This is a genomic window from Pseudoalteromonas fuliginea, assembly GCF_000690055.1.
Classification (GTDB): Bacteria; Pseudomonadota; Gammaproteobacteria; order Enterobacterales; family Alteromonadaceae; genus Pseudoalteromonas; species Pseudoalteromonas fuliginea.
On record NZ_JJNZ01000066.1, the window covers coordinates 1 to 24,487 of the forward strand.

A 24,487-nucleotide genomic window follows, 5' to 3' on the forward strand; every position below is an offset into this window, starting at 1 on the left:
GGTTTGCGGCGCTTCACTAACGACTGGCTCAATACCTTCATTTGCTTGTGCTGCTTTTTTAGCTTTAGCGCGTGCAATAGCAGCGGCAACGGCGGCTTTTTTGTCATCAACTGGTGCATCGCTTTGTGGCGCTTCATTAACGACTGGCTCAGTACCTTCATTTGCTTGCGCTGCTTTTTTAGCTTTAGCGCGAGCAATTGCTGCAGCCACTGCTGATTTTTTATCATCAACAGGTGCAGTATCGGCTGATTCATCTGTTTGAGATTTTTGATCTTTATATTTTCTAGCTTGTTCTTTACGTAGCGCGCGTTCTTTTGCGACTTCACTATTATCAGGTTCTAATTCCGCAGATTGATCACCGAGCTTTTTAGCTTTGGCGCGGGCTATAGCGGCAGCAACAGCTGATTTTTCATCGCCATTATCTGATTTGTTTTTAACGCGGGCTAAAGCATCAGCTACTTTTTGTTTTTCGTCAGCCGATTTAGCAGCAGGTTTACGTTTATGGCGGTTTTGTCTTTCTTCTTGCTCGCGATCTAGGCGCTCTTTACGTGCATCAAAACGCTCTTTTGCGCGATCGGCTTTAATTTTATCAGCCTGTTGTTCTTTAATTTCCACTTTGGCGACACGGTAGTACTGTACAAGTGGGATTTCACTTGGGCAAACATAGGCACATGCGCCACATTCGATACAATCAAATAAATTGTGTTCTTGTAGTTTGTCGTATTCTTTTGACTTAGCAAACCACTGTAATTGCTGTGGCAATAAAGAAGCAGGGCAGGCATCAGCACACGCACTACAGCGTATACAGGCTTTTTCAGGGCCGGGTTCTGCTAGCTCTTTATGATCAGGCGCTAAAATACAGTTAGTTGTTTTAACTATGCCAATCCGCACTGTTGGCAGAGTAAAGCCCATCATCGGGCCGCCCATAACAACGCGTTGCTGTGGTACAGGTGAAAAACCTTGGCAATCAAGTAAATGTTTAATTTCAGTGCCAAGTAGTGCCCACACATTACCAGGTTTATGAATAGTATTACCTGTTACAGTGACTACCCGTTCAATGAGTGGCTTACCTTCGTACACAGCTTGCTGCACGGCAAACAACGTACCTGTGTTTTGTACAAGTACGCCAATGTCAGCCGGTATGCCGGCGCTTGGCACTTCACGATTAGTGAGTAGCTTAATAAGTTGTTTTTCACCACCCGATGGGTAAATAGTCGGGACCGTTTGCACAATTATTTTTTCGTTATGCTCAGCCGCCTTAGTCATAGCAACTATCGCTTCAGGCTTGTTATCTTCAATGCCCACAATACACAACGCTGGATTTAGCAGCTGTTGCATGAGTTCAAGGCCTTGAATGACCTCAATTGCATGCTCACGCATTAAGGTATCGTCGGCTGTAATATAGGGTTCACACTCAACCGCATTGACTATCAAAAACTCAATCGGTTGCTTTGTGTCAGCTTTTACATAAGTAGGAAAACCTGCGCCGCCCATACCGCTAATACCGGCTTGATGAATTATATTTACTAGTTCGTCGTGGGTAAGCGTTGTTGGATTATTAATTGGGTTAAGTGCCACCCATTCATCTTTACCATCTGGTTCAATAACAACACTCAGCTCTGGTAATGCAGAAGGATGCGCAGAAGGCATTGGTGCTATATCAGTAACAATCCCCGAGCTTGGGGCATGTACAGGCACTGACCAGTTTGCAGCAGGGGAGGTTAGAGCTTGGCCTTTAAGTACACGTTGTCCTTTTTCTACAAGCAGCTTACCGTTTGCGCCTATGTGTTGCTTTAGCGCCACTACGAGCTTATCGGGCAATGGTAGGCGCGTAATGCTAGCACTATTAGAGAGTGATTTTTGTTGTGGTGGGTGTATGCCGCCAGGAAATGGCCAAACAACCCCTTTTTTTATTTGTTCAAGTAACTTATCCACTCAAACCTCTAATCTATTTGTGTAACAGGAATAGCATCTAGTTGCCATTTCCAGTTTTGTTTAGTTTCGGCTACAGGCAGCATATCAATGCAATCTACAGGGCAGGGCTCAACACATAAATCGCAGCCAGTACATTCATCAATTAACACCGTGTGCATTTGGCGAGTCGCGCCTAAAATAGCGTCAACAGGGCAAGCCTGGATGCATTTAGTGCAGCCAATACATTCGTCTTCGCGAATGTAGGCTACCGTTTTTATTGGCTCGGCTTGTTCGCCGCCGGCAAGTGGTTTTTCATCAACTCCCATTAAGCCGGCAAGCTTTTTCATGGTAGCTTCGCCACCCGGTGGGCATTTGTTTATTTCATCGCCATTTGCAATTGCTTCAGCATAGGGGCGACAACCTGGGTAGCCACATTGTCCGCACTGGGTTTGCGGTAAAATGGTGTCTATTTGCTCAACAATGGGATTGCTCTCTACGCGAAATCGTATAGCGGCAAATCCTAAAATCAACCCAAAAACCAGCGCTAACGAGCCAAGCGCAATTAAGGCATAAAACAAGGTCATATTAAAATTTCACTAATCCGGTAAAGCCCATAAACGCCATCGACATCAATCCTGCGGTTATCATGGCAATAGAGGCGCCTTTAAAAGGAGTGGGTACGTCAGCTGCTGCTAAACGTTCACGTAATGCTGCAAATAATACCAGCACTAACGAAAAACCAACCGCAGCGCCAAAACCATACACTGCCGATTGTAAAAATGAGTGATCTTCTTTGATATTTAGTAAAGCGACACCTAATACAGCACAGTTAGTGGTTATAAGTGGTAAAAATATTCCTAATAATCGATATAGGGTTGGGCTGGTTTTACGTACCACCATTTCGGTAAATTGCACCACAACGGCAATTACTAAAATAAAGCTCATTGTGCGCAAAAACTCTATGTCGAGTGGGATTAAAATATACTGATTCACTAAATAACTCGTGACGGAGGCGAGCGTAAGCACGAAAGTGGTAGCCAAAGACATACCAATAGCCGTATCAAGTTTTCCTGATACACCCATAAAAGGACATAAGCCTAAAAATTGTACTAATACAAAGTTATTAACCAGAACAGTACCAATCAATAACAAGACATATTCAGTCATGCGAGCCTCACGCTATAAAAATCCTGTGTATTATCCTTTTTTCTGGTGTGATTAACAACATATGCAGTGATTATCATTTAAATAAACAATATTAATTTAAGGGGTAATAACAAAGATGTAAAAATACTGTGATTCGTATGTAACCTGAGTTCTGGATAATAAATCTATCCCGAGCAAGTAAATTAAGCACTAACTGCGTTGAGTTTACTTGCATATAGGCTGGCTATTAACGTGTAAATTCGCCTTGTTTTCACTGGAAATCTCTGGCTAGAGAAAATAAATTTAAATATCACCATGGCTCAATACGTTAGTAAATCCCTTAACCAGTGTTCAGGTTATGTAATACCAACCTGCATAAATCTTTGATCAATTTAACGAATTAAATTGCACTATAACGTCGTTAAAATTTTTTATTTAGAACAACTAGATACAAAAACTTTAACCTAGTTCTAGCGTAATTTTCTTAACGTTAAATAGACCCCATACATAAGCAGATTGGTATAGTATTCATTTTACTTTGCAGTGTTAGTGGTGCCACCAAATAACTGTACTACGATTTACAAAGCAAAAAAGAGCAACAAGTGCTCTTTTTAAATTAGTCAATGTTGCTTAATTGGTTTAGATATCTTTAGGTTTTTCTATGTAATAACCTTGCACGCCATCTAAGCACAAGGTTTCTATAATATGTTTTTCTTCTTGGCTCTCAACACCTTCGGCAAAAACATTAACACCAATGCGGTGGGCTAAATCGACCATTAAGCGCATAAAGTACTGATTGTTTTTATCATCTTCTAGGCCGCGAGTATAACTGGCATCCATTTTAATAAAGTCAGGTTTTAAATCGCGGAAAAACTTAAATGAGGTTAAACCAACACCAAAACGTTCAACAGTTACGCGTGCGCCCACTCGATGAACCATATCAATAAAGCGCTTACTTGCTTTAATATTTTGTTGTAAGCCGAACTCGCTCACTTCAAAAATAAGTTTTGATGCAATATGGGTATCTTTTAATAAGCGACGCTCTAACCAAATTACAAACTGATCGTTATGAGCGCTTGAAGCCGTGACATTTAAACCAAAATATTTTTCAGAAAGGTTACGACTTTTAACTTTTTCAAGTGATGAATCGATAATTAATTTATCTATATCAACTGCCATACCAAGCTTTTCAGCCATAGCTAAAAATGAAGCTGTTGGCAGAACTTGATTATCTTCTGTTTTAAAGCGAACTTGAATTTCAGCGTATGCTTTAATACTTTTACCAAGCGGCATAATATTTTGCATAACCAAATGAACTCGTTTGGACTCAATAACCTCGTTAATCACTTTACGCCAGTTTTGATTACCAAACCCAGCACTTACATTATTTACAAGATCGGATTCACGCTGTACATGCCATGCATTAATTTGCTTAGACTGCGCCATACTCATCGCATTATCAACAACTGAGAGAAGTTCGCCTAACGGCTTACCCTTTTCATAACCAACAATACCGGTATTAGCCACTGAGCTTAATTCTTGATTCTGCTGATATTGAGTGAAACGAGATTGTAAGTTCTCGCCAAAGCGTTCTGCTTCTTTAAGTGGTATATGGGGAAGTACAACAGCAAAATCAGAACTATTTAATCTAAATAATTGACTGCCAGCATACGTGCCACTTATATGTTTAATTATATCAGCCACACCCTTTACGTACTCATCACCTTTTTGATAGCCACGGCTTTGATTTATTGCTTGCAGCTCACTACAGCGAATCATTGCTAATGAACCAAAAGTACTTTGTTCGCTATTTTCAATATTTTTTTCGTAGTACTCAACAAACATATTACGATTACCTAGCGCGGTAATTACATCTTTATATGCTTCGTGTTTAATACTAAGCGCTTCACTTTGTATATATTCATTTTTTGTTTTAAGAAAGTGCGATAAGCGGTTAAAACTTGGTACTAAATCTTTTCCTAAGCTTTTCAGTTTAGAGCTATCTAGCACTGTTTCTAATTCACCGGCTTGGTTTTGGTTAATATAAACATCGATAACGTCAGAGACGGTCATGCTGATACTTTTATTTAGTTGATAAAAAATAGATTGCATCAAAATAATAGGAATAATTACTAAAACAGCGGAAATAAAGATAATAATAAAAAGTGATATTTGAAGTTGTTCAGCTAAGTGTTGAATATTAACTGTAAATTCAACTTTTATATCTGCAGCCTTATTTACCGCAAACTGCGGTCGGGCAGAGTTAAAAATAGACTGTATAAAATCTGCAAATAGTGGCAGGTCAATAGGGGAGTTAACTTTAAATACTTCTGCGCCTTGGTAATCTCGTAACGTAAAGCTTGAGAACGTTTTACCATCAGCCAATGATTTTTTTAAATTTTGTACTAAATTATCGTCAAAAGAAAGGTCGTTTATATAGTTGGTAACGCTAGCTTGCGCATTTTTTTGAGCTTCACTTACTGCATTATCAAAGCTTACCGAAATGAAATAGCTTCCAGCTGCAACACATAATAACCAAGAAATTATTTGTATAAAGATAAGTTTTTTAAAGCCAGCCATTTTTTCAGTCTTTTAATAGTTCAAAAGGGAAGTAATGAAATCCTGATTAGTAAATCAGAGTAAATTATTAGCGCGATTTGTTTTTTTATTTATAAAACAGAGGGTAGTGGAATTTAGAATGAATGTCTATGAAATTATTAGAATTGGCTCCCCCTCCCCGACTCGAACGGGGGACCTGCGGATTAACAGTCCGTCGCTCTAACCAACTGAGCTAAGGGGGAACTAAAGTAGAAATTTTATTATGATGATTTGGCTCCCCCTCCCCGACTCGAACGGGGGACCTGCGGATTAACAGTCCGTCGCTCTAACCAACTGAGCTAAGGGGGAACTACATCATAAACATAAACTTGGCTCCCCCTCCCCGACTCGAACGGGGGACCTGCGGATTAACAGTCCGTCGCTCTAACCAACTGAGCTAAGGGGGAATCGTTTATGGTTGAAAAACTTGGCTCCCCCTCCCCGACTCGAACGGGGGACCTGCGGATTAACAGTCCGTCGCTCTAACCAACTGAGCTAAGGGGGAAGCGTCTTGCCTTTCAACGGGGCGAAATATTAATGACCGCGCCGCAAAGTGTCAACATATAAAAGTTATAAATTTAAAAAAGGTGGTTATTCGTTGTTTTTATGTTCGATCTGCGTGTTTTGTGACTTCATTTAAAGAACCTTTTAAAAAATAGAGTTACGATTTTAGACGATATGCCGATTTTTGAGATCGCCTTTCTTAGTTCTTTGAGCAAATAAAATACAATGTTAAACCGCTTAGCTGTAAAAAATACGCACAAAATATAAAAAGTAACGTTTGTATTTTTTATTGTTGGTCTGCTTTGTCAAAAAAGTAAAAGTTTTAAATTGATTTTCGATAATCACAGAAGTGAATTATTTTTTACAACTTATATGAACGATGGTGATTATATTGTCAGAGCTCAAAAATAATACAATCAATACGTTGCGTTATACTTTCATTTTTTTCACAAGAAGATAATCAGGTTAATAAGGCAATTTATATGTCGAGATGGTTTTTGCTCTAAAACCAGAAAAACGCGATAAATTGAATATTTGTAATAAGTCAGATCTGAGTGAAAAAAGCATCACTCTAAAAGCCTTTGTAAATGCGGGCTTGAATGAGTTATCCACGGTTTCTGTGGATAACTCTGTTTATGAAACTTTAAGAACATCAGCGGCACCAGCATTTTAGAGTGCTACAACGATTTCAAGCTTTTAAATCACTATTTTTATTTCATTAAAAAACAACAGGTTACTATTATCAATTTAAATCATCTAACTCGATGAGAGAATTTTTTCGTTACGATAAAATAAAGCATGTCTTTGTGTGAAAATGCATCAGTAATGAACGGGGGTTTGTAAAGAAAAGTAACTAAAATGTGTTTTAATTGTTTTTTGGCGGCTTAGTGCTCAATTTTAGCAAAAATATCTAAAAATAGATCTTTACTGTTTTGTCGAATAGTTAGTTTTATGTTTCCTTCAAATCTGTTGATAAATCCGTGGCTTGAATTGTCTTGATGCTTTAAAATGATTTGCTCAGTAAAAGAGGCTTATTTATTTCATGCGCGCAATTTCAAAAACTCAGACTCGCCCAGATTTACTAAACGATCCTATCTTGCCTACATTAAAGACCATGACCATTCCGATGATTTTTGGCATGATCACGTTAATGATGTTTAATATTGTTGATACATTTTTTATCAGCTTATTAGGCACAGAGCCATTGGCTGCAGTTAGTTTTACGTTTCCTGTTACGTTTACAGTTATTAGCTTAGCCATTGGGTTAGGTATTGGTACGTCGGCAGTTATAGCTAAAGCTTTAGGTAGCAACAAAATAGATGAAGCGCGTTTTGACGCAAGCGTTTCAATATTGGTTGCTTTTGTTTTAGTGCTTATTTTATCGTTTATTGGCTATTTGCTAATCGACCCCATATTTACGTTATTAGGCGCAGGTGAGCAGGTACTTCCTTTAATACACGAATACATGAATGTATGGTTTATCGGTAGCGTATTTTTAATAACCCCAATGATTGGTAACTCGGTACTGCGTGCCAGTGGCGATACTAAAACGCCCAGTATTGTAATGGGCGGGGCGGGGCTTATAAATGCGGTTCTCGATCCTATGCTTATATTTGGTTTTGGCCCTATTCCTGCGTTAGGTATTCAAGGTGCCGCTATTGCAAGTGTAATAGCATGGGGAGTGGCTGTTGTTATTATTTTATATTTACTAATAGTAAAAAAACGGTTGTTGAGTTTAAAAGCCGGGTCGCAAACGGTGGTAGGCGCTATTCGTAAAATATTAAAAATAGGTTTACCCGCCGCAGGCGCAAACATGTTGACCCCGGTTGCAATGGCTGTGATGACCGCTATGGTTGCACATCACGGACCTGAAGCCGTCGCCGCATTTGGGGTAGGCAGCCGGATAGAATCTATAGCCAGTATTCTTGTACTTGCTTTGTCGATGACATTACCCCCGTTTGTGAGCCAAAACTTTGGAGCGGGTAAATTATGCAGAGTAAAAGATGCTTATATTGGTACCTTAAAATTTGTGATGATTTGGCAATTTGCTATTTATATTTTGCTTATTGTTTTTTCAGGCTTTATTAGTCAAATGTTTGGTAAAGAACAAATGGTAATTGATGTGATAAAACTCTTTATTTACACCATTCCGTTTAGCTACGGTTTGCAAGGGGTGATCATATTATCTAATTCTTCGTTTAATGCTTTACATAAACCAATGAATGCACTGTTTTTAAGTACTATTCGTTTATTTGTTTTTTACCTACCGTTTGCTTATATAGGTAATGAGCTAGCTGGTTTAATTGGATTATTTATTGGTGCGGCACTGGGTAATTTATTTACTGCAATGGTGGCATATAAATGGTTTATGAAAGAGCTCGATGCGTTGAGCAGTCAATCATTACGGGAGTGCAATAGTTGAGCGATCATTTTCAGTTAAAATCACATTTTAAGCCAGCAGGCGATCAGCCTACCGCGATTAAACAACTGTGCGAAGGGTTAGAAGCGGGGCTTGCACACCAAACCTTATTAGGTGCTACGGGTACAGGTAAAACCTTTACCATGGCTAATATTATTAACGATTTAAATCGTCCAACAATAATTATGGCGCACAATAAAACGCTTGCTGCTCAGTTATATGGTGAGATGAAAGAGTTTTTCCCTAAAAATGCCGTTGAATACTTTGTATCGTATTACGATTACTACCAGCCAGAAGCCTATGTTGTATCAAGCGACACATTTATCGAGAAAGATGCTTCGATAAATGAGCATATAGAACAAATGCGTTTAAGTGCGACCAAAGCACTGCTTGAGCGCCGCGATACCATTATTGTGGCATCGGTATCGGCTATTTATGGTTTGGGTGACCCTAAATCATACATGAAAATGATGCTGCTTTTAAAAGTCGGGGAAAAAGTCGATCAACGCGATATGCTACGCCGCCTCGCCGAAATACAATACACCCGTAACGATGTAGATTTTAGCCGTGGTACATATCGCGTGCGTGGCGAAGTGGTCGACATATTTCCTGCCGAGTCAGATACCTATGCCGTACGCGTAGAAATGTTTGATGACGAAATAGAGCGCTTAAGTATTTTCGACCCGCTTACTGGTGCTATCGAAAAGCACATAGTACGCACCACTATCTACCCAAAAACACACTATGTTACCCCGCGTGAGAAAATACTCGGGGCTATCGATAAAATACAAGAAGAACTAAAAGATCGAAGAGCGCAGTTACTCAGTGCTAATAAATTAGTAGAAGAGCAACGCGTAACACAGCGTACGCAATACGATATAGAAATGATGCGGGAGCTAGGTTATTGCTCAGGCATAGAAAACTACAGTCGCTATTTATCGGGTCGCACGCCAGGCGATCCGCCGCCTACGTTGCTTGATTACCTCCCAGACGACGCATTAATGATTATTGATGAATCGCACGTAACCGTATCGCAAATTGGCGCCATGTACAAAGGCGACAGAAGCCGAAAAGAAAACCTAGTTGAGTATGGCTTCAGAATGCCCTCAGCAATGGATAACAGGCCGCTGCGTTTTGAAGAGTTTGAAGCCATAGCACCACAAACTATTTATGTATCGGCAACGCCTGGCGACTTTGAGCTAGAGCGTTGCGTAGGCGAAATTGCTGAGCAAGTAATTCGTCCAACAGGGTTGCTTGACCCACTTATAGAAGTGCGCCCGGTAGGGGATCAGGTTGATGATCTTTTATCAGAGATTTATAAAAGTGTAGAGAAGGGCGAACGTGTACTTGTAACTACACTTACAAAGCGTATGTCTGAGGATTTAACCGACTATTTAAGTGAGCATGGCGTAAAAGTGCGTTACTTACATTCAGACATTGATACGGTAGAACGAGTTGAAATAATTCGTGATTTACGTGCGGGCGTGTTTGATGTGTTAGTAGGCATTAACTTACTTCGAGAGGGCCTTGATATGCCAGAGGTGGCACTTGTTGCCATACTTGATGCCGATAAAGAAGGCTTTTTACGATCGGCTCGCTCTTTGATACAAACTATTGGCCGTGCTGCACGTCATTTAGATGGCCGCGCTATTTTATATGGCGACAGAATTACAAAATCAATGGCAAAAGCCATGGACGAAACTGCGCGCAGACGCGAAATTCAACATGCTTACAACGTTGAGCACGGCATAGAGCCTCATGCTCTGGCTAAAAAAATACTCGATGTAATGGATGTAGGCGAAGAAGCCGGCCCTAAAGACAACCTTAAACTTATTCGTAAAGAGTCTAAAAAGGTACTTAGTGCAAAAGAAATTGCTTTGCAAATTAAGCAGTTAGAAACCAAAATGCATGCATACGCAAGCGACCTAGAATTTGAAAAAGCGGGCTCTGTTCGCGATGAAATACATGAACTACAACAACAGTTGATTAATTAAAAATGACAGCAAACTTTACTCCTCTTATTACTGCGCTTGAAGACGCGCCAATTTTAAAAAATGAACTGTGTCGTGTTTTTCATGGCCGAGGCCACAGCGTCGAAGCGTTAAGTCATATTAATTTAGACTTTTACCCGCCCAGTTTATTTTTGGTTTCGTACGACGAAATTGACGAGCAAACACTAAGCGAGCTTACCGATGTTGTGTGGCAGTGGGCACAAAAAAACCAGCCAGAGCTTATTAGCTCACTTGTGTATCAGCAACGCGCTGGCGTACAAAGCCAAAACACCGTGGTTTATGGGCAATTACCTAACCCACATGTTGTAACCGAAAACGGCATTCGTTTTTTGGTTGATTTACAGAGCCGTCAAAATACCGGAATATTTCCCGATATGCGCAGCGGCCGTGAGTTTGTAATGGCTAACAGCAAGCATGGCAAAGTGCTTAATTTGTTTTCGTATACATGTGGGTTTTCGCTTGCAGCCATGCAAGGCGGGGCAGATCATGTAATGAACATGGATATGAGCAAAGGCGTACTTAAAGTTGGCAAGCAAAACCATCAACTAAACGGTTTTGAGCGCGGCGTAAGTTTTTTACCGCACGATATTTTAAAATCGTTTGGAAAACTAAAAAAAGCAGCCCCGTTTGATTTAATAATAGTTGATCCGCCAAGCTTTCAAAAAGGCAGCTTTATATTAACTAAAGACTATCAAAAAGTGCTGCGCAGATTGCCAGAGCTACTTTGCGATACCACACAATTGTTATTGTGTGCTAATAGCCCAGAGCTTAGCGAAGAGGCGTTTAAAGCGTTAATAAACGAGCACACCCAAGGCGCAATTGAATTTGTTGAGCGTCTAGCCCCCACCGAGCGTTTTATTGAAGTAGACAGCAATAAAAGTTTAAAAGCGCTTGTCTATAAAATGTCACAAATACCTGCTTAAATGAAGCTCAGTAAACGCTTAACTGCCATTGATACATTAATTTCGCAGCATCACGATATTATTTGGGATTGTTGCTGCGACCATGGTTATTTAGGCATGGCGCTATTAAAGCGCGCAGCTGCAAGCCAGGTTATTTTTGTAGATATAGTCGCCACTTTAATGAACGACCTAGAAACGCAATTATCATCTATTAATAAATTACAAAAAACCTGTGATAAAAATCCGCAGTGGCAGGTCTTATGTCAGGATGTCGGCAAAATTGAAATTGCTCAAAGAAAAAGCCAAGTAGTTGTAATAGCAGGTGTTGGCGGTGAGCTGTTGTTAAGTTTAGTACAACAAATTATTGCTAATAACGCAGTTGAGCATTTAAATAATGTTCGGTTTATTTTATGTCCCGTGCATCACACTTATAAGTTGCGAGTGGGTTTAAAACAACTCGGTTTAGGGCTAATAAGTGAACAAATAGTTTACGACAACAAACGTTTTTATGAAGTGATTGAAGTGAGCTTTAGTACCAATAATGAGATTAGCCATACCGGCAACAAAATGTGGGACTTTGCTAGTACAGAGCACGCTATGTACCAACGGCAACTCATAAATCATTATAATAAAATGCTCAATAAAGATAAGCCATACTATCAAAAAGTTATAACAGACTATCAAGAACTCACCGATAGTTAAAAAAGCCCAAAAGTAGGGCGTACATGTGATCTAATTACGACATTGACGACGTAATGTGTTCATAGTTTATATCGCACAACGCGAGTTTATTTGGTTTATTTATGTCAGATAACAAGAGTCACATTAATCATTTGCTTAGCAATGAGCAAAAATGGCAACACAGTTACGAGCAACCTATTTCTTATGCACCCCTTGTGCAATTAGCTAATAGTAACTGGGTGGTGCCACAGCATTTTTTACGTTACAAGCACACGCTTCAAAGCGTAAACGAAGTACTTGAGAGTATTGAATTTTCGGCTCATTTTAGAGTGCTTGCTGCACAAAAAGGTGAAGAAATTTACCTGCAAGTAGCAGTGCTGAGCCCTGATAACTACCAAAAAAGCGCATCTACTAATGAAGCCAAAGCTAAAAAACTATTATTTGGCAGACGTTGGATAGTAGAGGAAAACTTACCTACCTCAGAGCTTATTCAAACCGCATTTTTAGCGTTAAAAGTAGCGCGAGAACATGAAGTAAGAGAGCTTTTTCAGTTAATGCAAAGCGGCGCAACAAGCACGCCATTTAATAACCATCACGACTTACCGGTAATGGCGCAAAACCCTGAACTTGTTAAAAGCGAAGCGGTTACAAGTAACGTTGATGAAATGCTTAAACGCATTGTATTTGCAGGAAAAAGCATTGAGCTTAAAAGCCAGCAGCAAGTAGCCGAGCAACATTTATATACTGTTGAGCTGTTGTGTGAGGATTGCCAGCTTAGCGAGTTTAATAAAAAAACAATTGCGTTTTTAACAGCAGATCCATCCGTTAATAGCTTTTTACACGGCTTAATTGCGGCATTGGTGGCCACAAGTAACGACTACGTAAACGAGCAGTTTAAATACAAAGGTTTTGCCCGCTTTAGTAAGCACGTTGCGGTTGAACAAATAGGTAACCTAAGTATCGCTATGCGCTCGCCAAGTACCGTAGGGCTTTGCTCTATGGGTAAGCAACATGCTAATCAGTTAAATTTTGAGATAGACAGTGGGCGAGCACCACAGGGCTGCGGGCAAGCTATTGGTGGGTTTTTAGCTGCTCACGGTATTGAGCAGCCAGAAAATGCACATTTATATCCAAATTACTTATAACAATTTAAAGCTCATTAATTTCATCTTTAACGTTAAAGCTCGAATCAGTAACAATAGCCTCAAGTGTTTGTACACGCTCTTTTAATGCAAGAACTTGCGCGTTTGTTTCAGCTAATTGTTTATGGGCATCGCTGTTGTTGTTTTGCATTTTATGCTTAAACTCAAGATGCTTTTTATACATATCGTAAACTACTCCTGAGCCAACCGAAATTAGCACAATAAGTACAATCATCGTAGTTCCAGACATAACCTCATTCCTTATCATTTTATTATTCGTTTATGGTTAAAGTATAACCTTTAAGCGCTTTTGATAAAGCTGACAATTGTAACTTAATTTGTATAGTTTACTTAGCGTGTTCATCATTTATACACTTTAGATATTGTTTAATAGCCACCATATAATAAACATATTTTAGTCAATACAGTGAGTTGCCATGTTAAATAATAAAATACCTCCCGTTATTGTTGTGCTGTTTTTTGCAGGCATAATGGCGCTTATTGCGCATTACAGTGTTATTGATTTCACCGCATTTATTACCTACTTAGCAGCAAGCTTGGTCATTATAGGGTGTATTTTTTGTATTGCAGGGGTAGCGAGCTTCAAAATAGCAAACACCACAGTAAACCCTAATAAACCAGAGCAAGCGTCAACACTTATTACGAGCGGCATTTATAAAATTTCACGCAACCCTATGTATGTAGGTTTTGCATTTATTTTAGCAGGGTGGGGTATTTGGTTAAGTTCCTTGTGGGCGCTATTGTGTGTTGTTGGGTTTATTGCCTATTTAACGCTTTTTCAAATAATACCCGAGGAGCGTGCGATCACTAAATTATTTGGCGAAGAGTTTACCGCCTATAAAGCGCGCGTAAAACGCTGGTTGTAATTAATACCATTGACTTAAAAACCTGACAAACAAAAAAGGCTATCAATGATGGCCTTTTTTGTTTACAGCAATTGTATTACTAATTAATTGCGGCTTATTCGTATTCTAACGGGTCTGTAATGTTATTTAGTGCAAATGCTTCAAGGCGTTCTTGGCACGCGCCACATTTACCACAGGCCTTTTCACGGCCGTTATAACAAGTCCACGTTTGGCTGTAATCTAAACCCATTTCAATACCGTCGGTTAAAATACCAATTTTAGTATTGTTTAAGTATGGGCTAAAAATTTCTACCGCGTCGTAGTTAGCAATACGGCACACATCATCCATTTTTTGCACAAATTCAGGACGGCAGTCAGGGTAAATAGCATGATCCCCAGAATGAGCGCCGTAATAAACTTTGCCAGCTTTAAGTGACACCGCGTAACCAACAGCAAGCGAGAGCAAAATCATATTACGATTAGGCACAATCGTACTTTTCATGCTTTCTTCTTCGTAATGGCCTTCAGGCACATCAATATCATCAGTAAGTGAGGAGCCACCAATAAGTTGGTTAATCGCCGAAATATCAACAATTTTATGCGGAACGTTTAATTTTTCACACACACTTGCCGCTACTTTAAGCTCTTTTACATGACGCTGACCATAGTCAAATGAAAGGGCATATACATCATGGCCTTGTTGCAGGGCTTTATTTAGTACGGTAAACGAGTCCATACCGCCGGAATAAATAACAACTACTTTTTGCGTCATATCTGTTTTGCTCTTAGTTTTAATAGAGGTTTATATCAGGGCGCGATATACTACACGGCCGCAGCTTAAATAACAATTTTTGCACAGCGCTTTTTGGTTTTTTAATAGTAGCAATTTGGCTGCTAGGTAGTAAGTGAGATCTCTTTTGTACAAAATTAATGAAGTGTTTGAAACCATTCAAGGTGAAGCTAGTTTTACCGGCACACCCTCAATATTTTTACGTTTGCAAGGTTGCCCTGTAGGCTGCTCTTGGTGCGACACCAAGCAAACGTGGGATGTTGATAATGTATATAAAGTATCGCTGGATGAAACCGTAGAAAAAAAAGCCGACTCAGATCATTGGGCTAACGCCAGTGCAGAGCAAATTTTAGCGCTGTTTCAATCACGTGGGTATACCGCAAAGCATGTAGTAATTACCGGCGGCGAGCCATGTATGTTCGACTTAAATCCAGTATGTAACTTATTACACGAACACGGCTTTAGCACACAAATAGAAACCAGCGGCACGTTTGAAATACTCGCCCCAGAGCAAACATGGGTAACGGTATCGCCAAAAATCAATATGCGCGGCGGTTATGAAGTACTTACCAGCACCATGAAGCGTGCAAATGAGATAAAACACCCCGTTGCGATGCAAAAGCACGTAGAAGAGTTAGAAGAATTATTTGCAAAAACAGGCGTTAATCCTAAGCTTGTTTATTTGCAGCCAATTAGCCAAAAAGTATCAGCAACCAAACTTGCAATCGACACCTGTATTGCCAAAAACTGGCGCTTATCAATACAAGTACATAAGTATTTAGGAATTAGTTAAAGCCAGCTTAAAGTTATATTACGTAGGTTGGGTAGAGCGAAGCTAAACCCAACAAATCTCCACTTCCGCACCATTTTCTAATAACGTTTTATAATATTTAAATACGTAGGTCGGATAAGCGAAGCGTCATCCGACAACCATAAAACTCATATCTTCTTCGCTAATAGCCATAACTAGTTTACTATGCGCGACTTAAAAATATTCTACTACTTACCATTAGGCTTATATGTCCGCAAACGCGCTTTACACCGACCTTTCTGATTACTACGACTTAATGTGCGCAGATATAGATTATCAAGCCCAAAGCAATTCTATTCACAGGCTGCACCAAATTTTTGGTAATGGCGCAAACACCCATCTAGATTTAGCATGTGGCACCGGCCCGCATGTACGCCACTTTATTGATAACGGCTATAAAAGTAGTGGGCTTGATTTAAACCAGCCAATGCTCGATAAAGCAAAATTTCGTTGCCCAGAAGCGCAATTTTCGTTGCAAAACATGAGTGAATTTAAAGTCACCGAGCACTTAGATTTAATTACCTGCTTTTTGTATTCAATCCATTACTGCGACGGCATTAATAAGTTAAAAGAATGCCTTGCTAGCGTACACAGCGCATTAAACGTAGGTGGAATATTTTGCTTTAACACGGTTGATAAAAACAAAATCGACAGCGATTCATTTGTAGAGCACACCGCAACAAGCGAAAATAGCTTCTTCACATTTCGCTCTGGCTGGCACTATAGTGGCAGCGGCAGTAAACAGTTATTAAAACTCAGCATAGAAAAAACCACCGCAGACAAAACACTTGTATGGCACGACGAGCACCCAATGGTTGCTTTTAGTTATACCGAGCTTAAAGAAGCCCTAAAACCGTACTTCGAAATCCACATATTTGAACATGACTACGACAAAATAACCCCATGGGCACAGCGCTCAGGCAACGCCATTTTCGTCTGCGTAAAAATTTAAGGCGAACATTCATCAAGAAGAGATACAAGTTTGGGTAGAGCGCAGCGAAACCCAACGAGCTCCAACGAACCTCCAATACCCACGGCCCAATAACCCCGCATTATATATTTGAAAACGTAGGTCGGATAAGCGAAGCGCCATCCGACACCTATTTGAGTTTCGGCGAATATAAACAGCTAATTAATTATAATGTATGAAGTCAAAATTTGACCCATTTGGCTCTGACCCCTATGGCTCTACTATGGCTCTATGGCTCTTTAGAAATACTATCTTCCTTAGCTACCCAAATTGAAACAAGCTCTTGAGCATTGACGTATTCTGGATTTTCAGCTAAAGAGGAAATAGCAATTTTAGCTTCTTCAATAGAAGTTAGCTTTAAATTGCTTCTGTTAAAATACGCAGTAAGTTTTTGTTCTTGTGTTTTAGTCATATTATCGTAGTTGTTTGCAACCCAATATACGATGTGAATCAATGCTTCTGTATGTTTATTTTCCATACGCAATATATTAGCTAAATCTACATGCACTGTGGCATCTAGCGCAAGTACTTGTTTGGCAGTGAAACCTGCATTATTTGCATGTTTCATATATGACATTTTTTGTTTTTGAAGTAACTTCCATGCTTCATCAAATAACTTGTTTTTTATAGCAACTTTTGCATTTTTTTTCAGTTCTGCGGCTTTGCCTAAATGATCCTCAGTAGTAGTGCTACCACTAAACAATTCCCCTGTATATTTAGATTCTCTTAGTCCACTAAGAGAAACTATCTTTGTATCAGGTTTTCTTATCTGCTTATTAATATCTCTTTTTTGCTTTAAAGCTATGAAATACAACAATAGAAAAGCCCCTAGTAGAACTAAAATAAAAATCACCATAATCTATCTTCCTTATATAAATATTATGTTGTTATATTGAATATGAAATCAAAGTGGTCAAATATTGACCTTATACATCAAAATTATTGTTTGCTTATTTATCCCTCGATCATGCTTTTATTTAATCAAAGTGTGAGTAAATAACATAAAAAAGCGTTGCTCTAGAGTAATGCCTTTCTGTATATTTTTAATAGCTCAAAGGCTATTCAGCCGTTAAATAAGTTTGGGGCTACTTAATAGTGATCTTTAGTTTTAAACTTACAACTATAAAATCAATATTCACAAGGAAGAACACTTGCATATCCAAATTGCGGAACACATTAAATTAGCTCCTTTAGTGGAAAGCGATGCTGCGGACATTTTAAAGACTGTTAATTTAAGTCGGGCAAGTTTAGGTGAATTTTTGCCTTGGGTAGAAGGGGTAAACAATATTGAATCAGCTAAAAAGTACATACTCGACAGAGTAAACAGCGGGCTTAATAGTTCGCGGTGGTTTAAAATTTATTATAAAGATAATCTGAGTGGCATTTTTGCAGTTAAGTCTATTTGTCCTGAGTTGAATGTAGCGGAGCTTGGTTACTGGTTAAGTAGTGATGCACAAGGAAATGGTATTATCAGTCAAGTAATCGCAAGAGTGCCAAGCATACTCAAAAATACAAGCTCTAAAGTAATTGAGTTTAGATGCTTAGAACAAAATGTAGCTAGCATTAAAATTGCTTTAAAATCAGGTGCAAGTTTAGTTGGTACTATTCCAAACTTTGTATCGGTTGATAATACACTACAACAACTTAATATATATCAAGTGGCTTTATGAATAACCCTGAATACCAGACTCTCCAGTAATAACTCTGTCTATTTAATGACTTTTCTCATCAATCTCTTTCCCACAATTATAACAATCGTTAGTGGGGAGCTTATAACTACCTAGATTCAAATTGTAAGCGCATTACTTAGTTTTTCTTACAGGCAGGGCAGGCGTAATTAATTACAGAAACCAAAGGGGCCAAACCTTGACTTCATACATCAAAATTATTGACTACCAACTTATCCCTCAATCATGCTTTCACTTAACTAAATATTTAATAACTAGCATAAAAAAAGCGTTGCCCTTGAGCAACGCTTTTCTGTATTTGTCTAATAGCTGGTAGTTAACTTACTCAGCCGCTAGCTTATCCTGTTGCGAGATTACTCTGCTGCAAGATAGTCCAACACTACTTGATGGTGATCTTTAGTTTTAAACTTATCAAATAGGTGTTTTATTTTACCGTCTTGGCCTACTAAAAACGTTAGGCGGTGAATACCATCGTACTCTTTACCCATAAACTTTTTGTAGCCCCATACACCAAACGCTTCTGCAATGGCGTGGTCTTCATCGGCTAATAGGTCAAAATTAAGCTCTTTTTTAGTTTCAAAGTTTTTAAGGCGCTTAATTGGATCTGGGCTAATACCTACAACGCGGGTATTAAATTTAGCAAGCTCTGCTTGTTGGTCACGTAAGTTCTCGGCTTGAACCGTACAACCCGGTGTAGAGGCTTTAGGGTAAAAGTATACAAGTACTTGTTGTTCTTTTAACAGCTTGCTTAATGTTACTGTTTCGTCGTTTTGGTTTTGTAGGCTAAAAGCGGGTGCTGTATCGCCAGCTTGTAATGGACTAATTGTGTTCATGTTTAGCATCCTTAACGAATTCGTTTAAAAATATAATCTACGTTTAGCGTGTGAGAAAGGCTCTCAAAACTAATTTTAAATTGATCTATATCTACATCAACCGGTATGTTGAATTCAAGTTCACAACGCATTTTAATGTCGTCCTCTTGAGAGTAGGTATCTGATTTTAGTGAGCAAATGCTAATGTTGCTGTCGGCAAAAAAGCGCGTTACTTTACTTAGTGTCCCCGGTGTGTCGATCCCTGTGTATTCGAGGGTATAACCGGCACAAAATTCACTGGGTGTATGACTGGCGGTGCGCTTCATCATGGTAAGCAGGCCAAGTTCCATGGCTTTAGTAGGGAGTACGTGTTCAATACGGCTAATAGCTGACATGTCGCCATTGAGTAACATTATAAAGGTAAATTCGCAGCCTAAAATAGCGATACGGCTATCTATAATATTACAGTGGCAGTCGCTAACTAATTGTGTAAGTTCGCTCACAATACCCGGCCTATCTTCGCCAATAGCAGTTAACACAATTTGATGATTTGAAAATGCAGTCATGGGTTAAAATACCTAAGTTACTTGGATTATAACAACGCAATGGGCAACGCAACTAAATACACTTGAGAAGTTGCACGGCGGCGAAGTTTAACACAAAACACTCTATAAACTACAATGCGGGCTAATTAAGCGCTTTTAAAGTGCGGTGTTTCTTGTTTTTACTGGCACAGGAAAGTACCATAGCTAAAATTTGCTTATTTGCACTTAGATTTTTTCTAAGTTGAAGTGCTGAACTTTATTGCAATTAGGCAGCCAAATAATAAATGTAAAGTTAATATTGATTTTACACTGAACCAAATCGGCATAACCCACTCATATACTTGTTAAAACAATTAAAGGGTATGCTAAGGAGAAATATCTGTGCAGTATTGGATCCCAAAAGCACTTGCTGTAAGTGTATTGGTAAGTTTATCAGGGTGTAGTGTATTTACTAACGATGCACATAATGAGCGTAATTACCGCACGCATGAGCCAGTTAAAGCGCCAGCGTCTCTATCGCAACCAGCCCAAGATCCCGTTTATAAAATGGATATAGGTCAATACGATAATAACCCTGTGGCTACAAACTATCGTCCACCTGCTCAGGTTCTTACGGTAGCTAAGGGCAGCTGGGTTGAAGAAACAGATAAACTGGCTCGTGTTTATTTTGATAAAAATGATGGCATTGACGATTTAGATGAATTTGTTTGGGATTCAATTAAAGCCGTTTTAGCTGACAATAACGTAAGTGCAACCAAAGAAGATAAACTGTTAGGTGTTATTGAAACTGATTGGTATTCAATTATTAAAACAGAAGAAAGCTGGCTTTGGGGCAGTGACGAGAATGCTGATTTAGAAAAATTCAAGTTTACTATTGAAGAAAAATCACATCAGCGAACTGCGTCTTTGCGTGTTGATTTAATTGATTTTAAAGGTGATAACGCATTAACCGATTTACTTAAGCAGCAATTAGAAGTGCGCGCGCTTAACCAAGTAGTGAGTGAATTTGATTACCGTTACCGTCAGTTAGAAGTCGATTTACGTAAACGCCAAGGTATTATTTCACTTGAAATGGGCTTTGATAATAAAGGCAATGCGGCACTGGTTACTGAGCAATCTTACGATGCTGTATTTGACCGTTTCTCTGGCTTTTTAGAGCGTTTGTCATTCACTATTGTTGAAATTAACCAAGATACAGGTTTAATCACAGCTGATTATAAAGCACCAGAGAGCAGCGTTTGGGATTCTATTTGGGGCGACGAAGTTACTCAATTACCTATTGATGAAGGGCAATACCAAATTTTAGTGAGTAAAACTAAAGAAGGTGGTACAAGCTTAACGTGGATGGATGATAAAGGCGAAACGCTTGAACCAGGTACTATGAACGGTTTACAACAAGCATTAGAAGCGGCACTCATTCAGCGCGGCATTAAAATTTAAATAAGAATAAATTTTTACTACAAAAAGAGCGCTAAGCTCTTTTTGTGGTTTTTATAGGTTAAAAATATGTCTCAATTACCGACTTCTACGCAGTACGATTGGCGTACTTGGTTTACGTTTTTAGTACCTTCACTAATTGGTGTTTTTTTGTTTATGACACCGGTTTCTACCGGTGAAGTAATGACCATTCCTATCGCTATGATGGCTAAAGCAATGCAAGTTTTTTTTGCAGATTCAGCACAGGCTATTATTACGTTAATTATTTGCGCTACGGGCTTACTTTCATTCGTTGTAAGTGTATTTAAACCGCAAGTTATTTGTAAAATTCCACTTTTAAATCACTTATTCAACGTTAGTTGGATTTGGCTGGTTACGCGTTTATTTGGCACTGTGTTTGTGTTAATGACGCATTTAAAAGTAGGGCCACATGCCGTTATTTCTGAAAATACAGGGGCATTGGTGTTAAATGATTTACTGCCTGTATTGTTTTCGGTATTTATACTTGCTGGCCTGTTACTGCCTTTATTACTTAATTTTGGTTTGCTTGAGCTTGTTGGGACTTTATTAACGAAAGTTATGCGACCTTTGTTTGGTGTACCAGGGCGCAGCGCTGTTAACTGTGTGGCATCGTGGTTAGGTGATGGTAGCGTAGGTATTTTAATGACGGCTCGCCAATACGAAGATAAGCACTACACACAACGCGAAGCCGCTATTATCGGCACTACTTTTTCCGCTGTATCTATTACTTTTTGTTTAGTAGTTATTGGCCAAGTTAAACTTGAGTACTTATTTGCACCGTTTTATTTAACGGTATGTTTAGCGGGTGTTGTGGCTGCTATTATTGTGCCTCGTTTACCTCCATTACGCTTTAAAAAGGATGTATTAATTGATGGCTCAAAGCCTGATGCTAACGCGGAGTTAGTTCCAACGGGTAAAACACTGCTTGGCCATTCTTTAGATGTTGCGCTCGCTAAAGCAGATAAAGCCCCAGGTTTTGTCGGTACTGTTAAAGAGGGCGTACATAATGCACTGGATATGGTTTTTGCTGTGTTGCCAGTGGTTATGGCTGTGGGTACTTTTGCGTTAATTATTGCTGAATACACGCCAATTTTTCAGTATTTGGGGATGCCATTCATTCCGTTTTTAGAATTACTGCAAGTACCAGAGGCTGAAGCAGCTGCACAAACTATTATGGTCGGTTTTGCTGATATGTTTATTCCGTCAATATTAGCAGCCGGTACTATTGAGAGCGATGTAACGCGTTTTATTATTGCAGCTATGAGTGTTACTCAACTTATTTATATGTCTGAAGTTGGTGCGTTGCTGTTAGGCAGCAAAATACCGGTTAATATATTTGAATTGTTTGTGATATTTATTTTGAGAACGTTAATTACTCTACCAATTATTGCTTTTATGGCGCATTGGTTAGTTGGTTAAATAGAACGATTTAATGAATTAAAAAGCCCTGATTAATCAGGGCTTTTTTGTATCTGTTGTATTTTTTATATTGGCGTTGGGCTTTTTAAACTCCTGTTTTGCAGAGAGTCTAATCAGCGCAATATTACCAATGATAATGGTAAAAACAACGGCGACAATAATTACAATATGCCAAGTTTGCATCGCAGTATCACTTAATATTTAGTACGTTTAAGTGTGACCGTTTCACGCTATAACATCAATAAAACAACTAAAAAATACAACCAATAAATTGCTTTTAAAAACGCCTAGCGATCGAAAGCGTTAAAAAATTAAGGCCTGGATTTGGCTCTTTAAATCCTGCGTTTGAATAGTGAATAACTCTAAGTGCCACGTTGGTTTTTCCAAGGTCGGCAACAAGGCCAATACGGTCTTCAAACTGGTAGTGGGTGCTGATGTTTTTACCTGCAAATTGAGTTTCATCAATCAATGACACACCAATACCAGCTTCAACGTAAAATGGTGTGTTATTGAAACTAAACGCCGGAAACTGTAATACAGGCGACATGGCTAAAACTATGTTCGATTGTGTTTCATCGCCGTGCCGATATTCCCACATATTTACACTTGTCTCAAAATAAAATCGCGCATCACCAATGAAGCTTTGCATACTAGGCGCATGGTATTGGTAGGCTATTTTTACGCCATTGACATTACCTTCGCCTTTAAGAAAGTCTACAGCGTAACCGTGATCCGATTGGGCAAAAGCAAGTTTGCCAAAAGACGAAATTACTAATAAAAAAGAGATAAAAAATATTTTAAGTGACGTTTTCATAGATACCAATTCTGTTTAATTCAAAGTGATATCCAAATGATAAGGGCGAGCAGTTAACAAATTCAATGAGGACAAAATGCCGGTTGTTTATGAGGTGTTAATATAAAATAGTAACTACTTGAATTATATTTAGTTATTTTATTGGTGCTGTTTAGGCACTAATAAGTTGCTTATTTGCTTCTTTTTTATTGCGTATAGTTCGCGTAAATTACAATCATATTAATCACACAGACAAAACTTATTATGAAACTAATTAAACTATTACTGCTAGGCACTGCATTTTTAAGCAGTTCTCTTTTTGCACAAGAACAGCAATCCCCAGATCGACTTTTAGAATCAGTTGCTAATACGTTATTCGCCGATATAGGCAAAGTAAATGCAAAAGGGAATGCAAGTAAAGAAGCAATGTCTGAGATTGTTGAAAAACGTTTAATGCCACATATTGATGTTAAGTTTGTCTCGTTTAAATTATTAGGTAAGCATATTAAAGGGATTGAGCGCGAGCAAGCAGTTCAATTTATAGATGCAGTAGAGCATTATTTAACGGGTACTTATGCTGGTGCATTGATGAAATACACGGGTCAAAAGGTTGTATTTGAACGTAATAATGCAATAAGCGATTCTGAGTATGCAACGGTTAATACACAAATTATAGAGCCTAATGCACCAACAATAGATTTAAGCTTTAAGCTTCGATTAGGTAAAAACAATGAGTGGAAAGTATACGATATTGTTGCTGAGGGTATTTCGTTATTAAGCGCTAAGCAAAAAGAGATTATCCAACGTATTTCAGATGTAGGTTTAGAGCAAGTTACTAAAGAGTTAAAAAATAAATAACGATTTTGTCTGGCTCTGATTAAGCCCAACTCCAACCTCAAAAACAGCCAAGTACTTATGTACTTGGTTGTTTTTATAATTTCATTTATTCATCGACTTTGCTCTAGCGTGGCGATCAAGGTGTGGTAGAATATCAGTTCTTTGATTAAGCGTGGTGTC

The 24,487-nt window shown here is 38.9% G+C and carries 23 protein-coding genes and 4 tRNA genes; 12 read left to right on the forward strand and 15 right to left on the reverse strand.

The genetic code is table 11. The features are described from left to right. The 8 genes from rsxC to DC53_RS04355 form a co-directional block, all read right to left on the reverse strand. A partial coding sequence (rsxC, locus tag DC53_RS04390) for an electron transport complex subunit RsxC (protein ID WP_033031300.1) occupies nucleotides 1-1,935 on the reverse strand: 1,935 nt, incomplete at its 3' end. A gap of 8 nt (nucleotides 1,936-1,943) precedes the next feature. Then, complete coding sequence (gene rsxB, locus DC53_RS04385; RefSeq protein ID WP_007379057.1) at nucleotides 1,944-2,498, reverse strand: electron transport complex subunit RsxB; 555 nt, start codon at nucleotides 2,496-2,498, stop codon at nucleotides 1,944-1,946. Between the two features lies 1 nt (nucleotide 2,499). After that, nucleotides 2,500-3,081: an electron transport complex subunit RsxA gene (gene rsxA, locus DC53_RS04380; RefSeq protein WP_008134172.1), complete on the reverse strand. Its 582-nt coding sequence runs from the start codon at nucleotides 3,079-3,081 to the stop codon at nucleotides 2,500-2,502. Between the two features lie 618 nt (nucleotides 3,082-3,699). Next, entirely contained in the window at nucleotides 3,700-5,640 is a 1,941-nt protein-coding gene (locus tag DC53_RS04375; protein WP_008134174.1) for an EAL domain-containing protein, read from the reverse strand. A gap of 144 nt (nucleotides 5,641-5,784) precedes the next feature. Further along, nucleotides 5,785-5,861, reverse strand: a tRNA-Asn gene (locus DC53_RS04370). A gap of 29 nt (nucleotides 5,862-5,890) precedes the next feature. Continuing rightward, nucleotides 5,891-5,967 (reverse strand) — tRNA-Asn (locus DC53_RS04365). Nucleotides 5,968-5,988: 21 nt separating this feature from the next. Next, a tRNA-Asn gene (locus DC53_RS04360) sits at nucleotides 5,989-6,065 on the reverse strand. A 21-nt stretch (nucleotides 6,066-6,086) separates the two neighbouring features. Further along, a tRNA-Asn gene (locus DC53_RS04355) sits at nucleotides 6,087-6,163 on the reverse strand. Between the two features lie 1,041 nt (nucleotides 6,164-7,204). Between DC53_RS04355 and DC53_RS04345 the strand changes: the two genes are divergently transcribed. The 5 genes from DC53_RS04345 (at nucleotide 7,205) to DC53_RS04325 (ending at nucleotide 13,321) form a co-directional block, all read left to right on the forward strand. Continuing rightward, nucleotides 7,205-8,584 carry an MATE family efflux transporter gene (locus DC53_RS04345; RefSeq protein ID WP_007378929.1) on the forward strand — a complete coding sequence of 460 codons (1,380 nt, stop codon included), beginning with the start codon at nucleotides 7,205-7,207 and terminating at the stop codon, nucleotides 8,582-8,584. Then, nucleotides 8,581-10,575, forward strand: coding sequence for an excinuclease ABC subunit UvrB (uvrB, locus tag DC53_RS04340; RefSeq protein WP_033031302.1), 1,995 nt, complete (start codon nucleotides 8,581-8,583; stop codon nucleotides 10,573-10,575). The genes DC53_RS04345 and uvrB overlap by 4 nt, the downstream gene beginning before the upstream one ends. Nucleotides 10,576-10,577: 2 nt before the next feature. Further along, a complete protein-coding gene (locus DC53_RS04335; protein WP_007378931.1) occupies nucleotides 10,578-11,516 on the forward strand; it encodes a class I SAM-dependent methyltransferase in 939 nt (312 codons plus the stop codon). Further along, nucleotides 11,517-12,197, forward strand: a complete 681-nt coding sequence (locus tag DC53_RS04330) for a tRNA (adenine(22)-N(1))-methyltransferase TrmK (protein ID WP_033031304.1) — start codon at nucleotides 11,517-11,519, stop codon at nucleotides 12,195-12,197. 101 nt (nucleotides 12,198-12,298) lie between these two features. Then, a complete protein-coding gene (locus DC53_RS04325) occupies nucleotides 12,299-13,321 on the forward strand; it encodes a hypothetical protein (protein WP_033031305.1) in 1,023 nt (340 codons plus the stop codon). Nucleotides 13,322-13,325: 4 nt separating this feature from the next. Here the strand turns inward: DC53_RS04325 and DC53_RS04320 are convergent, their stop codons facing one another. Further along, nucleotides 13,326-13,568: a hypothetical protein gene (locus DC53_RS04320; RefSeq protein WP_033031307.1), complete on the reverse strand. Its 243-nt coding sequence runs from the start codon at nucleotides 13,566-13,568 to the stop codon at nucleotides 13,326-13,328. Nucleotides 13,569-13,755: 187 nt separating this feature from the next. On the opposite strand from DC53_RS04320, the gene DC53_RS04315 reads away from it, so the two are divergent. After that, complete coding sequence (locus DC53_RS04315) at nucleotides 13,756-14,205, forward strand: methyltransferase family protein (protein ID WP_033031309.1); 450 nt, start codon at nucleotides 13,756-13,758, stop codon at nucleotides 14,203-14,205. A 94-nt stretch (nucleotides 14,206-14,299) separates the two neighbouring features. Here DC53_RS04315 and queC read toward each other — a convergent pair whose 3' ends face one another. Next, nucleotides 14,300-14,956 (reverse strand): 7-cyano-7-deazaguanine synthase QueC, encoded by a 657-nt coding sequence (gene queC / locus DC53_RS04310; protein ID WP_008136967.1) that lies wholly within the window; start codon nucleotides 14,954-14,956, stop codon nucleotides 14,300-14,302. A gap of 145 nt (nucleotides 14,957-15,101) precedes the next feature. Between queC and queE the strand changes: the two genes are divergently transcribed. Further along, the gene (gene queE / locus DC53_RS04305) at nucleotides 15,102-15,767 is read left to right on the forward strand and encodes a 7-carboxy-7-deazaguanine synthase QueE (RefSeq protein WP_002960417.1); all 666 of its coding nucleotides are present in this window, start codon (nucleotides 15,102-15,104) and stop codon (nucleotides 15,765-15,767) included. 226 nt (nucleotides 15,768-15,993) lie between these two features. Then, the gene (locus DC53_RS04300; protein ID WP_033031311.1) at nucleotides 15,994-16,737 is read left to right on the forward strand and encodes a class I SAM-dependent DNA methyltransferase; all 744 of its coding nucleotides are present in this window, start codon (nucleotides 15,994-15,996) and stop codon (nucleotides 16,735-16,737) included. Between the two features lie 247 nt (nucleotides 16,738-16,984). Here DC53_RS04300 and DC53_RS21415 read toward each other — a convergent pair whose 3' ends face one another. Further along, nucleotides 16,985-17,611, reverse strand: a complete 627-nt coding sequence (locus tag DC53_RS21415) for a hypothetical protein (RefSeq protein WP_050484162.1) — start codon at nucleotides 17,609-17,611, stop codon at nucleotides 16,985-16,987. Nucleotides 17,612-17,906: 295 nt separating this feature from the next. On the opposite strand from DC53_RS21415, the gene DC53_RS04295 reads away from it, so the two are divergent. Continuing rightward, entirely contained in the window at nucleotides 17,907-18,425 is a 519-nt protein-coding gene (locus DC53_RS04295; protein WP_033031313.1) for a GNAT family N-acetyltransferase, read from the forward strand. A gap of 371 nt (nucleotides 18,426-18,796) precedes the next feature. On the opposite strand, the gene bcp is transcribed toward DC53_RS04295, so the two are convergent. Together bcp and DC53_RS04285 are read right to left on the reverse strand one after the other, a co-directional pair. Then, a complete protein-coding gene (gene bcp / locus DC53_RS04290; protein ID WP_033031315.1) occupies nucleotides 18,797-19,276 on the reverse strand; it encodes a thioredoxin-dependent thiol peroxidase in 480 nt (159 codons plus the stop codon). Between the two features lie 11 nt (nucleotides 19,277-19,287). Continuing rightward, nucleotides 19,288-19,821 carry a glycine cleavage system transcriptional repressor gene (locus DC53_RS04285; RefSeq protein ID WP_007375924.1) on the reverse strand — a complete coding sequence of 178 codons (534 nt, stop codon included), beginning with the start codon at nucleotides 19,819-19,821 and terminating at the stop codon, nucleotides 19,288-19,290. A 360-nt stretch (nucleotides 19,822-20,181) separates the two neighbouring features. Here DC53_RS04285 and bamC point away from each other — a divergent pair, with 360 nt between their 5' ends. Both bamC and DC53_RS04275 read left to right on the forward strand, forming a co-directional pair. Then, nucleotides 20,182-21,240, forward strand: a complete 1,059-nt coding sequence (bamC, locus tag DC53_RS04280) for an NlpB/DapX family lipoprotein (protein WP_008136468.1) — start codon at nucleotides 20,182-20,184, stop codon at nucleotides 21,238-21,240. 66 nt (nucleotides 21,241-21,306) lie between these two features. Continuing rightward, complete coding sequence (locus DC53_RS04275) at nucleotides 21,307-22,677, forward strand: YjiH family protein (RefSeq protein ID WP_033031317.1); 1,371 nt, start codon at nucleotides 21,307-21,309, stop codon at nucleotides 22,675-22,677. 36 nt (nucleotides 22,678-22,713) lie between these two features. Here DC53_RS04275 and DC53_RS21765 read toward each other — a convergent pair whose 3' ends face one another. After that, a complete protein-coding gene (locus tag DC53_RS21765) occupies nucleotides 22,714-22,860 on the reverse strand; it encodes a DUF2897 family protein (RefSeq protein ID WP_081824590.1) in 147 nt (48 codons plus the stop codon). 94 nt (nucleotides 22,861-22,954) lie between these two features. Further along, nucleotides 22,955-23,491, reverse strand: a complete 537-nt coding sequence (locus DC53_RS04270) for an acyloxyacyl hydrolase (RefSeq protein WP_033031319.1) — start codon at nucleotides 23,489-23,491, stop codon at nucleotides 22,955-22,957. Between the two features lie 243 nt (nucleotides 23,492-23,734). Between DC53_RS04270 and DC53_RS04265 the strand changes: the two genes are divergently transcribed. Continuing rightward, entirely contained in the window at nucleotides 23,735-24,328 is a 594-nt protein-coding gene (locus tag DC53_RS04265; RefSeq protein ID WP_007375919.1) for an MlaC/ttg2D family ABC transporter substrate-binding protein, read from the forward strand. The last annotated feature ends 159 nt before the right edge of the window (nucleotides 24,329-24,487 follow it).